The organism is Bacteroides sp., assembly GCF_030151085.1.
Lineage (GTDB): Bacteria > Bacteroidota > Bacteroidia > Bacteroidales > Bacteroidaceae > Bacteroides.
The window spans coordinates 40,138-57,024 of sequence record NZ_JASLER010000031.1 but is presented as its reverse complement, the minus strand read 5'-3'; the positions used below and the strand labels follow the sequence as shown (position 1 = coordinate 57,024).

At 39.9% G+C, this 16,887-nt stretch carries 9 protein-coding genes; 1 reads left to right on the top strand and 8 read right to left on the bottom strand.

All coding sequences use genetic code 11. The annotated features are described in order from the left end of the window. Positions 1-12: 12 nt before the first annotated feature. On the top strand, positions 13-2,286 hold the full coding sequence (locus Q1W14_RS05495; protein ID WP_300699785.1) for a hypothetical protein: 2,274 nt from the start codon (positions 13-15) through the stop codon (positions 2,284-2,286). A gap of 1,099 nt (positions 2,287-3,385) precedes the next feature. Here the strand turns inward: Q1W14_RS05495 and Q1W14_RS05490 are convergent. The 8 genes from Q1W14_RS05490 to Q1W14_RS05455 form a co-directional block, all read right to left on the bottom strand. Next, the gene (locus Q1W14_RS05490) at positions 3,386-4,120 is read right to left on the bottom strand and encodes a hypothetical protein (protein ID WP_300699784.1); all 735 of its coding nucleotides are present in this window, start codon (positions 4,118-4,120) and stop codon (positions 3,386-3,388) included. Positions 4,121-4,184: 64 nt separating this feature from the next. Next, positions 4,185-5,000: a hypothetical protein gene (locus Q1W14_RS05485; protein WP_300699783.1), complete on the bottom strand. Its 816-nt coding sequence runs from the start codon at positions 4,998-5,000 to the stop codon at positions 4,185-4,187. 19 nt (positions 5,001-5,019) lie between these two features. Further along, on the bottom strand, positions 5,020-6,795 hold the full coding sequence (locus tag Q1W14_RS05480; protein ID WP_300699782.1) for a RagB/SusD family nutrient uptake outer membrane protein: 1,776 nt from the start codon (positions 6,793-6,795) through the stop codon (positions 5,020-5,022). Positions 6,796-6,807: 12 nt separating this feature from the next. Next, entirely contained in the window at positions 6,808-10,044 is a 3,237-nt protein-coding gene (locus Q1W14_RS05475; RefSeq protein ID WP_300699781.1) for a TonB-dependent receptor, read from the bottom strand. 402 nt (positions 10,045-10,446) lie between these two features. Next, the gene (locus Q1W14_RS05470; RefSeq protein ID WP_300699780.1) at positions 10,447-11,862 is read right to left on the bottom strand and encodes a glycosyl hydrolase; all 1,416 of its coding nucleotides are present in this window, start codon (positions 11,860-11,862) and stop codon (positions 10,447-10,449) included. Positions 11,863-11,965: 103 nt separating this feature from the next. Then, positions 11,966-13,810 carry a hypothetical protein gene (locus Q1W14_RS05465; RefSeq protein WP_300699779.1) on the bottom strand — a complete coding sequence of 615 codons (1,845 nt, stop codon included), beginning with the start codon at positions 13,808-13,810 and terminating at the stop codon, positions 11,966-11,968. Positions 13,811-13,840: 30 nt separating this feature from the next. After that, positions 13,841-15,136 (bottom strand): glycan-binding surface protein, encoded by a 1,296-nt coding sequence (locus Q1W14_RS05460; RefSeq protein ID WP_300699778.1) that lies wholly within the window; start codon positions 15,134-15,136, stop codon positions 13,841-13,843. A gap of 18 nt (positions 15,137-15,154) precedes the next feature. Continuing rightward, positions 15,155-16,882, bottom strand: a complete 1,728-nt coding sequence (locus Q1W14_RS05455; protein ID WP_300699777.1) for a RagB/SusD family nutrient uptake outer membrane protein — start codon at positions 16,880-16,882, stop codon at positions 15,155-15,157. Positions 16,883-16,887 lie beyond the last annotated feature (5 nt).

The window sequence follows — 16,887 nt, the reverse complement described above, 5'->3', positions numbered from 1 at the left end:
ATACATACATGGATGAAACATTTTAGTATTTTATTGATTTTTCTCTCTTTTACTTTTTTATTTCGAGCCTATGGGCAACGGATAGGAGAATGGGGAAGTACATCTCAAGGACTTCCCATCTATCAATATCAGGGAGGTTTACCTTTCCAAGCTCTCGACAATGAAGGTAATGATTCTCGCTTGCCCGAAGACCCTTATTTCTTATTAGGTAATTATCGCTTGGGGCTGTTTACTCATGTCAGCGGAATTTTTCAGTTTATTACAGCACAGAGAGTATGGGCACGTATAAACTTTAGTGAGAAACAGCCTAACTATGGAAGTAATGAAGCCTATGTCTCGCTAATGCGAGAAGGGATAAGTAAACAAATAGATCTGGTAGGTGTCAGTTCTATTGCATCCGATCCGCAACGAACAAAACGCTTTTTTGGCGTGGGAGGTGCTCGCTACGAATATGACTTGGGTGATGGAGTGTCGTGTACCCGTATAATCTCCGTTAAACCATCGGAGAAGATTAATGAGGGTACTCCTTCTTTTCTTATTTCAGTAACTTTGAACAATAAAGGAAAGAAGCCGTTGGAGGCAGAGTATGCCGAGAGTATGCCTGTGAACTATGTGAGTATGAATATGCAGCTTGATTCACCTCAGCAGCGTGCTATGCACTATCCGGTACAAATTTCTACCGGACCAGATGGACGGAGTGCTGTGGCGCACATAGAGGCTTGTGCTAACCGTTTTTTGATATTACCTTCCAAATATCAGCGCTATATGTATGACATAAATCCTCCATCCGTGTTTATGCATGCTAATGGTGAAAAGGACATTGATACATTTGTAACTAAATATGAAGACAACGGATTGAAATCAGTATTCCGCTTATCGTTGGCTCCCGGTGAGAGTCGTACTTTACAAATAGTAATAGGTTTGTTTGATGAGGGAAAACATAACTCCGTATCTCATCAAGTAGAATGTTTTTTGCAGGGAGCTGATAAAGCTGCTTATATAGGCGCTTTTGCTTCCTTATGGAAAAAGCATTTACCCGACCTTTCACATGAAAGAGATGAAGTACTTCGACGTGAGATGTTATGGAATGCTCATGCGATAGAAGCTTCTGCTAAATATAGTGAATATTATGGTGAAACATTCATTCCACAAGGGTCGGTCTATTCATATCATTTTGGAGATAATATAGCCAATCGTGATCATTTGCAGGCTTCTTTGGGAGCATGTTATTACAATCCTCAACTGGCAAAATCGTGTATTCGCTATGTGATGAAACATTCTGAGAGTGATGGAGAGATTAAAAGAGGAAACTCTGGCTTCGGTTATACCCCAGCCTCTATTTATAAGGAGAGCGATGAACAACTTTATATGTTCAATGCCGTATCTGAGTACCTTCGCATAACAGGAGATTATGCTTTCCTGGATGAAGAAGTACAACTCTATCCTGCCGAATGCGGGGTGAAGGAGAAAGTGCTTTCTTTATTGCAAAAACACTTTATTTATCTTAGAGATGAAGTACGTACGGGACCTACCGGACTGGTGCGTCTGCTCAATTCAGATTGGGCGGATAGTTTCCTGCATCGTTATTCGCCTAATAAATATGAATGGTCGGCGGAGTCGCATCTTAATACTGCAATGGCTTTAGCTGTATTTCCCAAATTAACAGACTGCCTTTATAAATCAGTAAGAGAAGATGTGCTGGTATTTGCCAAAGCTGTGGAGGAATATCGCATTCAACTGGAAACTGCTTATATGCAAGATTTAGGTTCTCGTTCTTTTTCAGCACGAGCCTATCTTACTCCTGAGCTTCGCTTTGGTACGGATAATGTGTGCATAGAACCACAAGCTTATCTGCTGCAAATTCCGACTTTATCGACAGAACGCAAACAGGCCATTTATTCTTATGTGAAGCAACGTATATCAGACAGTGAAAAAATAGGGATACGTAATCGTGAACGACCGCTTTGGGATCCTAAGGGTGGCGAAGATTGCGGTATCTGGTATTCGTTGGAATATCCCTTCTTATTGGGAGTTGCTACTTTTGATAAGGCAGAGGCAAGAAAATTGCTTCATAAGTTCTCCTTTAATAACTTTGCTAAGCATTATCCTCAATATTGGATAGGGCAATGGACAGCTCCCGACGAGATAAACTCTACCACGTATCGTGAGGGACTTTATTCTTTTTGGATCTCCATTTCAAACTACCGATACGGTTTGCAAGGTTATTGTTCGCATCCACATACTTGGCCTATATACTGTTACTACAAATTGAATGAATCTTTCTGAAGTAGTTCTTTCCTCTTTTAGGGGAACTGGGGGATTCATTTCTGACGGGTTTTGAAAAAAATGATATTCTGTTTAGCTCATGTTTTTCCCGTTATGGGCTAAACGGGGATACTTTTTGCTTTATTTATCTTTACATAAAACAGAGGTAACCTCAGTCGTTATCTTTGGTACTCTCTGTCGTTATGAGAGGCTGCCTCTGTCGTTATGTGAGGCTACCTCTGTCGTTACGTGAGACTACCTCAATAAAAATCCCTGATATACAACATATTACAAATGACAATTCTTGGTTTCGGCAAAAAATATTTCCTGACAAATGGAGACTGTTACTATTTGTTGTTTAGCGCATGTCTTGACGGTTGTACCCCTCGGTCCCCTAAAGGGGAAGGGGGATACTACAAGTTGCATTATTCTAAAGATAAGTATATTAGGTCTGAAACTATTCCCCTCCCCCTAAAGGGGGAGGGGGGGGTATTTAGCTCATTTCTTATCAGTTATGAATTAATTTTTCGACGCAGATGACGCAGATTTTTTCTCTTTCATGTTATAGCGCAGCCATTAAATCTGCGTCATCTGCGTCGAAAAATAAGATATGCGTCTTTAGCTCATTTCCGACGGGGTTGAATGAATCTTTCAGGCACGGATTGTGCGGAATTTTAAGGTTTTAGAGTTATAACTATCAGAAAGAACAGTAATAAAGATGTATCCTTGAGAAAACAAATAAACACCTTCGTTGTTAGGTTTAAAAAAAAACGTCTCTCATAAACAAAGTTACAATACTGAACGCAAAGATAGTTGATGATATGGGATGTCTCATAGCCCCCAAGGGAAAAGGCATCCGCTATTATCTGTACTACTGCTTCAGAATAAAAATATAAAAGCTGCTTGTTAGCAAAGGAAGAGCACAAGACTCAGATATGTAATCGTAAAAAAGGCGAATCTCACGATCCACCTTTTCCTGATTTAACCATTAAACAATTGTACAATTCGGTTAATGCCTTTACTATTACCAAATGTTACGAACGACACACAGGACGAGGGTAACGACAACTGTTTTGAGTTGAATATCTTAGTTTTTCTTAATCTAAAATGATTTTCCTAATTAAAAAGGAGTTGTACTGAATACTATCGAAACATTACTGCCTGTACTTGGAACAGAAAAAGACACACCTCCTGAAAGGTATTTCTTTATTCCATCAATATCTATGTAAACATAACTTCCATTAGTTCCTATAGTCTTAACAGTATATGTAGCAGATTTAATATAAAAATAGTGTGCACCACCTGTATGAGCTGTATAATTGTATATAGAGTACTCCTTTCCATCTGAATCAACTAAAGTACCACTACCATTAGCTCCAATTCCATAAACTTTCATCGTAGCATAACCATTTTTTGTAGGAGGAGTATTATCATCAGTACCCGTTGCTTGAATAATACTTGGAGTTTGATCAGTATTAGTTAAGCCGACATACCCAGTACTACCAGCAACAGTAAAAATAGAACCTATTTGTAATGGTCCCCAATTAGAAGTTATGGTACTGCATTCCATCCCAACAACGCTATAGGTTCCATAAGCAACAAAATAACAATAAGGAGCACTTCCTGGCTCATGTGCTCTTAACACATATTGGATTCCTTTCTCATCACGAATGGTAATACTTCCCGTTATAGGTGTTGTTGCCTGCATAACACACACAATACGCCCATATCCCACACGAATATCAGGAGCATTGTCATCCATTATATAGGGACCTAAGACATCCGCTTTTGCCGATATTGCATTCACAAGCAAGAATATAAGCAAAGAAATTGAAAATAGATAAATTTGTTTCATAATTCCAAATTTTAAATTTGCATATAAGGTGTAAAGCCAAACGCTTTACACCTCATGCATAAATTTATTGAGCTTCAAAAACCCACCACCAACCATTTCCAGACCACTCAGCATTCGTCTTATCTTCACACCAACCTAATACTAATCGATCTTCAGTTAGTGAGACGAGTTGATATTTTGTAATCATAGTCCCAGCAGGTAGATAACAATCATTAAAAACTTTACCACACAAAACTCCGCAAGTAGAAGTAAATGTGCCATACCAACTGTTAAAGCAAGCATCCCCCGTAGTAAAATTAATTATTCCAGACTTACCATTGCTAAACTCTATCTTTTTCCCCATTAAAGAGAATTTCATAGTTGCATTGCCTCCTTCTGTTGCCATTTGTCCTTCAACATCTGCTGGAGATAATTTCCACCATTCTGGTCCTTGCTGGTCTGCACGCCATCCACCATTTCCAAGACAATCTGTTTCGGCCCATTTCCAAACCTTTTCACCGGAACCAAACAATAGACCATACGTCGGATTTATCGGATAATGTATTTTATCCACATTTATAAGAAATTCCTTTTCCACAATAGAACCGTCTGCACATAGTCCCTTCAAAGTGACCGTATTTTCTCCTGATAAAAACAAAAACATTTCACCACTTGCTCCTGCTTTCGTATCAACCCCATTAGTCCATTGGCAACTAATAGGACTTTTACATTCAAAAGAAACCTTATTTACATTCTGACCGTCTACCTGTTCCACGGTTACAGTAGCCTGAATTTGGTCTGCCGTAATGCTGCCGGTCATTTCTTCTCTGTCTTCGATAGGATCGCAAGCTGCAAATGACAAAGAAGCTACCAACAACGAGAATATCATTATCTTTTTCATTGTTCTTCAATTTTAAATATTAGAAATTCCAACCACTAAAGTTTGCACTGGCATCATCCCAACCAGGGTTCTGTTCCAGCAGTCCAGCTGACAAGTCAACCTGAGCTTTCGGTATAGGGAAGAAACCGTTAGTAGCCTGATAACGTTCTTTATATTTGCCGTTTGTCATCTTGGTTTCTACTCCCTTATTCCAGATTGTTACGCCATTCTTCTTATTCAGCATTTCTTCTGCAATGCCCCAACGACGAATATCAGCCCAACGACGACCTTCAAAACAAAGCTCATGGCGACGTTCACGTTGCAACAATTCAAGACTGTAGCCGGGGATAGGGTTCAATCCTGCACGCGCACGTACTCTATTAATACCTGCAACATCTTCTTTCAATTCGGATTGCATTAGTAAAACATCCGCAAAACGCATCGTAATCAAATCTTGGAAATGTGCTCCTTGCATCTCATCACCATTATTAGCTTTATCAAAAGTATCATAAGCCACCCAGAACAAAGATTTATTCCATGCAGCAACTTTACCGGACTCCATAGGTTCTTTAGCCAGAATCGGAAGCATCTTCTTATTCCATAAGCCACATTCTTCCATTTGCTTATCTCCACCAAACACGTAGTTAGGCAACTCATCGTTTACATTCAAGATAGAAGCACTCATACGGATATCGTTCGGTTCAGTAGTTTTCCATTCATCCCAGATAGTAGAGGCCACAGGACCTTGACCCCAACCTTGACCGAAGGGGAATGTGCTTTCACCACCATTATCAGCGCGAAGACCAAAGTATAGGATAAATTGATTAGCAAAACCCATTTGACCATCCGATTCCCAACCAGCATAGTTACAGAACTTCAAGGCAAATACAGTCTCTTCATTACCATTCTCAGCCCACTTCAATGCCTTGCCATCCTTATCCTTTGCATCTTTGGTATAGCTATAGTCATCGACTGTAAATTCATTGGTATAAGGCCACAAGTTACGGTAATCACCTAACAGGTTATGTCCCGAATTGCTCACACAGTCATCAATCCACGTTATTACTTCTGCTTTGGAAATACTTCCCGCACCTTCCGCTGTAGCCAAAGGAAGAGAATCTTTTTTATAGAAACCTGTGTAGAATAAATAGACACGTGCCATTAAAGCTTCTGCTGCCCATTTTGTTGCATGTCCGGCTTCAACATATTCATTGTACTTTTTACCGGACATCAACTCTATAGCATTTTTCAAGTCGGAAGCGATTTGTGCGTAAACTTCATCTACCGGAGTTCTAGCAATGTTTGTCTCTTGTGCAGTAGAAGTAATCAAAGGCACTGCTCCAAACATTTCAACCAATTCATTATAGAAATAAGCACGTAGATAATAAGCTTCTCCCAAAAATTGACCGTGAGCCTCTTTATCAGAGAAGGCAGCTTCCTGTGCTATCAGACCTTCGATAGCACAGTTTGCACGGAAAATTCCACTATAACGAACTTTCCAAAATGAGTCAAACTGAACGTCCGTAGCTTTCATCAAGTGACCGTCGGCCAATGATTCAAAGTCATTTTCACCACCACCACCAAACCGGTCGTCACATGCCACTTCTGACACATAGAAATAGTTGGCCGTAGGAGTAGCCATGCCCTGATTCAGAGTAGCATACACTGCTGTAAGTTGTTTCTCTGCGTCCGCTGGTGAAGCAGGGAAGTTTCCTGTATTTGATTCTGTAAAATTCTCGGTATCCAAAAGATCTTCACAACCAGTCAGAGCGACGGCTGAAAGTGCGATAGCCGCTATGTATATATATTTTTTCATATTGCTATAATATTAGAATTTAATGTTAGCACCAAACAATACCGTTCTCGGCTGAGGATAAGAGCCCAAGTCAATACCTGATACCCAAGAGTTTGCCGTACCATTCGTTTCATATCCATAACCAACTTCCGGATCCAAACCACTGTAACCAGTGAAAGTGTATAAATTCTGAACTTGCACATAAAGACGAACTTGTTGTAGAGGCATCTTTGGGAATAACTTCTTGAAATCATAACCCAAAGTAATATTTTGAATTCTCAAGTAATCAGCATCTTCAATGTAGATGTCAGATATTTCTTTAAAATTAGAGTTCGAACCGTCGGTCAAACGAGGATAGCGATTGGAGGTTCCCTCACCGTGCCAACGTGCAAATACGTCTGTAGTATAGTTATTGTATCTTGAATCGGCGAAACGACGATAAGACTTTGCTATTTGCTGACCAAACGCTCCATTAGCAGTCACAGAGAAGTCAAATCCCTTGTATGCCAAATTGAGACCAAAGCCAAGGCGGAAGTCAGGATTCGGGTCACCAATCATCGTTTTATCTTTTTCATTAATAACACCGTCATGATTGCGATCAGTAAACATCAAGTCACCCGGTTGAGGATTAGCTTGCATCGTTCCGTCACCTTTAGCCTTCCAAGCATCAATTTCAGCTTGATTCTGAAATACACCGGAAGTTTGGTAACCATAGAAGTAACCGATAGGATAACCTACTTGTGCACGATACATTTCGTTAGTACCTTGTGACAACACATTGGCTGAACCATGAATAATACCTTCAGCATTAGCAATACGAGTAACTTCGTTCTTATTATGTGAGAAGTTTACATTTACACCATAACGGAAATCCTTACCAATATTATCATTCCAGTTCAAAGCTATTTCAAAACCTTGGTTTTCAACGTCACCACCATTGATAACAGGAGCACCAGTACCGGCAGTTGCTACAATAGGTGCTTGGATCAGCCAGTCCTTTGTAGTCTTTTTGTACCAGTCGAATGCAAAGCCCAAACGGCTGTTAAGGAAACGTGCATCTAAACCGATATTCAACTGTTCGGAAGTTTCCCAGCTAACATCCGGGTTAGGCAAATTCTTAGCATAGCCACCTGTGGCTTTGGAATCAGTTGTTCCTAATGAAGTTGAACCAAAGTTATAAACATTATATTTATCGAATGCTACAGAAGAAACATACTGGAAATTACTGATAGACTGGTTACCATTCTGTCCCCAACTGGCACGGATTTTCAAAAAGTCCATCCAGCTTTTAGTAGATTCCATCCAGTTCTCATTACTTACAACCCAACCAGCAGAAACTGACGGGAAATATCCCCAACGATTACCACGAGCAAAATTAGAAGAACCATCAGCACGAATAATGGCCGTTGCCATATATTTCTCGTTATAGTTCCAGTTTACACGACCAAAAAATGAAGCCATTGCCCAGTCTCCCCAAGGTGCACCTTTAAAAGAAGAAGAGTTTACATTGGCAGTATTAGTGATCCAGGCATGATCGAACTGACCGTTCAACGTAGGTAATTGCGAACCCTCATTAACGGAATTCTTCACTTCCAAAGTTTCACCTACAGCAGTCTTCTCGAAAGACTGACCGATTAGTGCATCAATAGCATGTCCACCCAATTTAGGCAATACATAAGAAATCACATTTTCCATTGAGATGTTATGTCCCAAACTCGCATTCTGAGTAACAGAATAAGAACTATTAGCCGCTGTGGTACTTGCATTATATGGAGTAGTAAATGCACGATAGCTGCTAGAACTCATACGATAGCTGAATTGTCCACGATACTTCAGTCCCTTGATAGGCTGGATTTCTAAGTATGCAGTAGCATTCAAATTGTAATTACGATTCAAATTCTGACCACGGTTAGATATTAAGTCAATAATCGGATTACCAATAGAACCTTGCAAATTCCAGCCGTCAGCTGTTTTATCAGCTTGATCGTAAAGGTTACCTTCTGCATCATACATTGGCAGCAACGGACATGCACTCAAAGCCAAATAAACGTCATTCCAATATTGATTACCTTGCCCTACACCATTCTTGGTACTGTAAGAAAAGTTCAGATTCTCACCTATTTTAATAATATCAAAATCTTTGCCTTTCAACAATACATGGTCTGAATTGATACGTGCAGTATAGCGATCATAACTTGAAGCAAATGGTTTACCAAGAATACCATCTTGATTAGTATATGAAAATCCCATTGAAAACTTAGACATTTCATTACCACCTATTAAGTTGATAGCATGGTTCTGAGTAACGGCGTCCTTTTCACGGATAGCATCAAACCAATCAGTTCCTTTCCAGCCATCCTGTACCATACCATATACTCTTGCACCGAGAAGAGATTCCCAATTATTCATAGCCTGTCCCTCGTTGAACACGACTTCATCTTGCATAGCCATATACTCTTTTGCTGTCAGCAAATCCGGCATTTTATAAACATTCTGCCAACCCACATAACCGTCATAGGAGATTTCAAGTTTACCCATCCTTCCCTGCTTAGTAGTAACCAAGATTACACCATTAGCAGCACGAGATCCATAAATAGCGGCCGAAGCAGCATCTTTCAATACGTCCACACTCTCAATATCGGCCGGATTCAAAGAATTAATATCACCGCCTGCAACACCGTCTATAACATAAAGAGGAGCGGAATCACCAATTGTTCCTAAACCACGGATATTTACCTTAAAACCTTCACCTGGCTGACCGTTATTCGAAGTTATGCTAACACCTGGAGTCTGACTTTGTAACGCACCTAAAGCACTTGTAGTATTTAGTTTTGCGATGTCCTCGCCTTTAACCTGCACCGTCGCACCTGTTACCAATTTCTTCTTCTGAACACCATAACCTACAACTATTACTTCATCCAACATTTCAGTGTCTTCCTTCAGTTGGATATTGATAATAGATTGAGAACCGACCTTAATCTCCTGTGGTGTATAACCAATAAAGGAAACTACAATTGTAGCACCCGGCTGTACGTTCAAAGTAAAATTACCGTTAATGTCGGTAATGACACCATTCGTCGTACCTTTCTCCAATACATTAGCACCAATAACTGGTCCCATTGCATCTGTTACAGTACCTGTGATTTTTTTTGTTTGCTGCACAGCCTCAATTGCATCGACCGATGCTGCGAAAAGTTGTGGGGTATAGCCCAAGCTGAAAGCTGAACATACGCCCATAAGCAGCGCTGTTTTTCTGAAATTCAAATTCATACTTGTATTTTTCTTAGATTAATGGATGAATATTGCCAAGTAGCAATATCCGTTTTTTGCGTAAGGTTAAACTATCCTTTGGAAATAAATAGACCTTATTAAAAAGATGATTAGCACAACATAAAATCAATAACCTTTCCCATAGGCATTTCTCATTTTTATAAATGGTTAAACATTTAGTAGGTATTACCAATATTTCGACGTCAATACAAAACCTAAAAATTGTTATCTTTGCAAATGTAAGCCTTCAGTCTGAAAAGAAAAGATACTATTTTATCATATAATGATACTCGGATTAAAACTTGTAAGAAAAATATAGTAATATATAAATAAGCACAAAAAAGGGGTGCTTATTAGTAAAAAGCACCCCTTTAATCAATAAAGAAAGATTTTATTAAACGTTTATTTCAGAGAAGGTAATTGATCCCGAGTGACAACGAAATCCTGTTTCATCGCATCAATCCACCACTTATCATCTGCATGTTCATGGCCAATCAGTGTAGTCGCATTATATTGATACCATGGCATAAAGAAAGCCCAACGTGATCCTGACTCCCATTGACTAGAAATAGTAGCCACATTACCACATTCACTTAGTACAACCAACTTCTTTGAATAAACTTCAGCTATTGATTTATATTGTACAGCATTATCAAAACCTGACTTCTGATTATAAATATCACGACCTATAATGTCTACGTAAGCATCTCCGGGATAGAAATCTGCATCCTTCAATTGACTAGTCCAAACCCATATCAGATTATTAATTCCTTTCTCTTTAAAGAAGTCGAACATATAAATCCATAGTTTCTTATAGACTTCGGCACCATCATATCCCCACCAGAACCATGCTGTACCATGCCAAGGCTCATAAATATTTCCTGCAGCTTCATGTAAAGGACGCCAAATAACTGGTATATTTTTCTCTTGGAGCAATTTAAGATAACCTGCTATTTTTTCTAAATCCGCCTTAATTATTCTATTCTCCCACGTTCCTTTCAAAATTGCATTCTTAGGACGGAAAGTCGTTTTTTCCGGTTCATAAGTCACATCATCCGCAGCAGCACCATCATAAGCCGGAACCATCCAATGCCAACCGGCACCTACTAGTCCTCCTTGATTATGCCAGTCCTCAACAATTGTTGTATTACCATAATCAATCCAACTATTAGGCGCAGAAGCATATAAATGAATATAGTCAAAGAATGTAATGGCTGGATATTTTCCAGTAGTCTTATGTACCAACTCCGCTTCCGCAATATTCCAGTTTACATTGGCCATTGAACCGGATAAGGTCTTAGCTCCATAAACACTCACTAGATATTCGTATACTTTCTTGGCTTGTGGCAAAGGATTAGAGGTACAAAGTTCTGGTGCTACCGGTTTAACATCTGGTACATTTATGGTAGAAAAAGAAATTGTCACCTGAGGCGCTTCGACGTTAGTAGGCCCTAAAACAACTCCCTTGGAAACTATCAACTTATAATTTTCGCCTCTTTCCAATCCCGACAAACGGACTGTTACATTTTTCAGTTTGGCTGATACACTTTCTACCGTTGCACCTGAAACCGTAACCCCGCTGCCAGAAGGGGTTGTTACATTTTGGTCATAAGTCAATACCACATTCAAATCTCCGTCAGGAATATCCGTATCTCCATTGGCAGGTGTACTCGAAACCAATTGAGGAGCACCCAACTGCGGTTCATCAGAACCCTTTCCATTGTCGTCACCGCCACAAGCAAAAATAGATGAAACCCAAAACAAACCAGCCAGTAATCTACCTATGTTGCGGATGCCAATATTCATATTGTTATTCATACAATTCGTTTAAAGAGTTTTTAATAAGAACAAAACCTCCTTTCTATCTACATATAGCTTTTATGCTGAAAGAAAGGAGGCTTTCAAAGTGAGAATATTAAATCTATTTAATAGAGACTTTCTTCAATATATAGCCATCACCTTGCAGAATAAGACCGTTTTCACTCTTTAACCGCGAAATATCTTCAGCAGTCGGTGTGAATTCATAAGTTTGATCATTAGCACTTCCTACGATATCAACTTGACCTACAGACAAGCCCGGCCACCCGTCACCAGCTGTTTTAAAATTAATACAGCCCCATTCAAGAGTGGGCGTTGTTGAAGCAAATGTAACAACAATCTTCTGACCTTGCTCGAAAGTACTCCAATCATATTTGTCCCAGCTCAACCCTTCAAATCCGGCCCATCCAGAGCCATTGAAAGAGCCGGACCAAATGACTGTTTCAAGAACTGAAAGCGTTACCTTGGTCACTGTAAAATTGGCTCCACAGAGTACCAAACCACCATTATTAACAAGCTGGTCAATCATAGCCTCCGTAAGAGTGATACGAACGATATTCTCTCCCGCTTCAAGATCATACGGGTCACTTGTACCCGGAAGAGCGGCCCAATTGCCATTGCCGACACGAAGTTGAGCCCAGTCCACACCTCCATTCATTGTGGCATAAATAGACATCACCTGACCTGATTTTACAGTTGACCAAACGTCTTTGCCACCATCCCAAGAGAGATCTCCCATCGATCCACTCCAATTGCCAATGACCACAGACCCTTGCCAAATAGGATACTCTGCACCTTCGTGATGCATGGCAATCTTTTCCGACTCTATCTTATAGTTCGCATGCTGAATCAGCGTCACCTTACCATCACCCATATCCTTGGGTACTATAAAAGTAATTTGAGTAGCACTTTGAGTAAATCCACTTTGCTTCAAAATGACGCCACCTGGTAATTCGATTGAAGCTATACGGTCAAGATTCTTACCGGTAATAGTTACAACATCCCCTTCCTTCAATTCTTCAGTAGGAGAAATGGTGGTATATTCGGCCATAGGTAACGTATAAGCAACAGTTTCAACAACCAAACCAGAATATTGAACCAAAGAAATGACACCAGGAATAGTCATTGCAGGTACCGTAGTTGTCAATTGAGTACCTTCAGTGTTTACAGTAAAGTCGACACCTTCGGTTATCAATGGGAAATTAACTGTTTCCACTAAATCAAGATCTGTTCCTGAGATGATAATTGTACCATCAAAATCAAGTGAAACGGCAGAAAGTTTGGTAACCACAGCTTGACGAATTTCAAGAGGTTCGGGCCACGCAACTTCTTGCGGAGTCTCTGCACCATTGCTAAATACAATTTCACCACTCTGCGCTTCACGCGGCACAGCCACCTGAATTTCCGTACGTGTATTCTTCAAGAAATTTTCAGCTTCCACGATCACGTGGTCATTGAAAGTCACTGAAGCAATGTTCCACACAAACTCTCCGGAAATAGTAATCACATCACCGGCACGCAAATTCTTGATAGGAGTGACTGCTTCCACAACAGCTGTTTCTTCAAATGTAATATTCGATACAGACACTATTGTATCATTGCCAGCCACCAAACGCAACTTCCCGGGAACAGTCATATCAGGAACAACCACTTCTATCTCTTCATTGTTGATAAGACGAAATTCTGCCTCTTCAAAAGTTGTTGATTCTTCTATCAGCGAATTTCCTTGTGGAAAAAGAATTTTATCTACCCGATTCAGATGTGTACCGGTAATACGCATAGCATCCAGACGTTTAAGTGGGCACGGACCAAAACCCAACAAATTCACACCACTCTTGTTATATGGATTCGTATCTAGTTCGTCATTATCACACCCCGTCAGTACAGAAGTACCTACAAGTATTAAGCTCAACATTAAAAGAGCTGATAATTTATGATATAGTTTCATATTCATCATTTATTTTATTGTTCTTACTCATTAATTGGGAACTGCACGAATGTTATCAATCTTAATAATAGGGTCACATTCTGTACCTGCAACACCACCACCCCATACAAAAATAGTCAAACCAGTAAAGTTCTTTTCTGTAAGCGGCATTTTGGCAGCTTCTCCATTCTGGTCAAAAACAAAAGATGTAGCAATAGGCAAAGTCACAGTAACCCACTCATCAGCTGTATCATAACTGCCCGTTATACTCCAAGGGCGATAAAGTGCACGCGGATAACCAGTAGCATTATTGAAAAATGTATTATTAGCTGTCTGCATAGTAACCTGATCATCTCCTGAAAAAATAACCTGCATTGCTCCCGCCATCCACGGATTACTTGACGGAATACAAATTTCAAACTTAAGTGCCATATTCTCAAAATCAGTAAAACTAACCAAATCACTCAGATGACTATCTGTTCCAGTAAAGCCTTGTGGGGTATTCCAGTCACCGGGCCAATATTCAAACGCAAAGTTTCCATCAGCCCATCCACCATCAGCTGTCATCGTCGCACCACCTAACTCCATGTAACTGCCAACCAATGAGAATTTATCTTTCTTTATGTCACGCGCATGCCAACCATGATTAGTCAGTCCTGTTCCACCTTCTCCAGCACCCCAATCGTCAAACAACATACCACGAGAGTCCAGATAGTGGAATTTAGATTTCGCAGTACCATACACAGTTGTTACTTCCACACTACCCTCAGCCAAATTTTCCGGTACAATAAACGAAAGGGCATTTTTAGTAAGACTTTTAATGTTTATATTAGTATCTCCAATTTTGAGAACCAATGGAACATTAGGATCATCCACAAAATAATCACCACGTATCTCCGCAACCTCACCGGCTTTAGCCCATTCACACTTCATAGAATTAATAGTAGGACCGGGAACTAACACCCTAAAGTCATAGTCTACTGTATCCTTATCACCGGTCACCATGAATATTTTGTCATAAACTATACTCGGAATATTTCCTGGTACATCCACAAGAAGGGTATTCTCTGTCATATAACTTGTATTCAAGATAGCTTTTTGATCATTAAAATACAATTCCTTTATACTTTTCAGATTATTTCCAACCAAGCAAATCGAAGCATCCATGTATGCACCACTAATTAAAGAATCGGCAGCGGCAGCAGATGGCATACGTACATACTTTATAGTCGGTTTTCCACTTGCCAATTCAAACTTATCAGGTTCATCTTCACAGGAGGCCATGCTTAGTCCCCAAACAGCTAAAGCCAATAATATGAACCAATTTATATATATTTTACTCTTCATTGTTTTTTCGTATTAAGATTAGTAACTAAATTCGCTACGAACATCTACGTTTATTGCCGGTTCAAGCAAATGCGGATTAAAGACCACATCTTCTGTAGGGAATGGCAATGTAAAGCTATCAATCGTAACATTAGGAGCTTCCGTATCAGAGTTGTAACGTACTTCCTTCGGATCATATGACCATTGTCCGGATTCATAATAAGGTTTATAGAGAGCATCCAATCCATAGTATTCATTACGCCGTTGTGCTTTCAATTCGCTAATTGCACGTTCCGGATTATAATAAGATAGGCGTACATAATCATACCAACGGTCTCCTTCTAAGGCAAGCTCCAACCGGCGTTCTTTCCAAATATCATCAAAAGTAAGAGTAGTCAATGGCGATGCAGCCAACTTCCCACGGCTACGAACAGCATTAAATGCAGCCAATGCACCTACATCGGTGGTAGAAGACGCATTACCTAAAACAGCTTCCGCATAAATCAGATAGACATCTGACAAACGAAGGATATGCGTACTCACGCCACTGGCCATACGGTCGGCCGACACTCCCAATCCCGTAATATGATCGTTGGCATTGCCATATAAATGCTTCACGCAATTAGCGCCTGAATTAGACTGGTATGTTCCACCAGGGCCACCTGCACCGTAGTTATCTTTATCGTAAATAAACTTCAAATAATCGAAGCCACCCTTGTCTTTCCAAAAATATTCATATTTATCACCAACCATCATCATTGTTGCCTTACGACGAACATCCACGTCCGAACGATTCTCCGGACTAACCAATGCATCTACGCCAAAAGCTGTTTGTAAATCTACAGATGGACCAACATAGCCACCCCAGCAATCACCAAACTCATCAAAACCGACCATAGCAATATCGCTTTGAAGGGTATTCTGAGAAGTCCACTGACTTGAAACTGTCCAATGCCATGCCATTAAAGACTCTTCACTCTTATTGTTCTCCAACCGGAAAATATCTGAATAGACCTCCATTAAATGACGACCGGAATGATCAATCACATCTTTAGCTAATTCGGCTGCTTTATCCAAATCAGCTTGATTACGAGTTCCATTCTGATTCAAACCCGAACGAGTTAAATATACCTTAGCCATTAATGCTTCTGCTGCATAATAATCAATACGTCCTGGATCACTATGCATAGGAAGCAATTCTAGTGCTTTCTCCAATGTCAACAAAATATACTCATATACATTCTCACGCTTCACTTTATACTTTTCGTTATAAGTACCGGCAGTCAATTCCGCATTGTTGTCATGAATAATAGGAACTTCACCAAAAGTACGAACTAGGAAAAAGTAAGCCATAGCTTTCCATGCCAAGCATTCGCCCATACACTGATTCCTCACTGCATCAGAAGCTTTAGCAGACTTCAAATTGGTATAAACAGTATTGGCATGACCATTCACAGCCCAAAGAGAATAAGCCATGTTTATCAAATCCTGATCTGTACCATTCACAGAGAAGTTCAAATAGGGGCTGGATCCCCAATACATATTTCCGGAGAATACCTCACCTATTTTTAGGAAACCACGTTGAAAGTCATACCATGGAGAGTTATACATGTAGTTCACTCCTTGAACACACTGTTCGTCATTTTGATAAAACGTACCTACATTATAGTTATCTTCAGTAGGACGATCAAGAAAGTCTTCGCAAGAAATCAACCCCATACACAGAATGGAAGCTGCTGCCCAATATTTTATATTACTTATTTTCATATTTC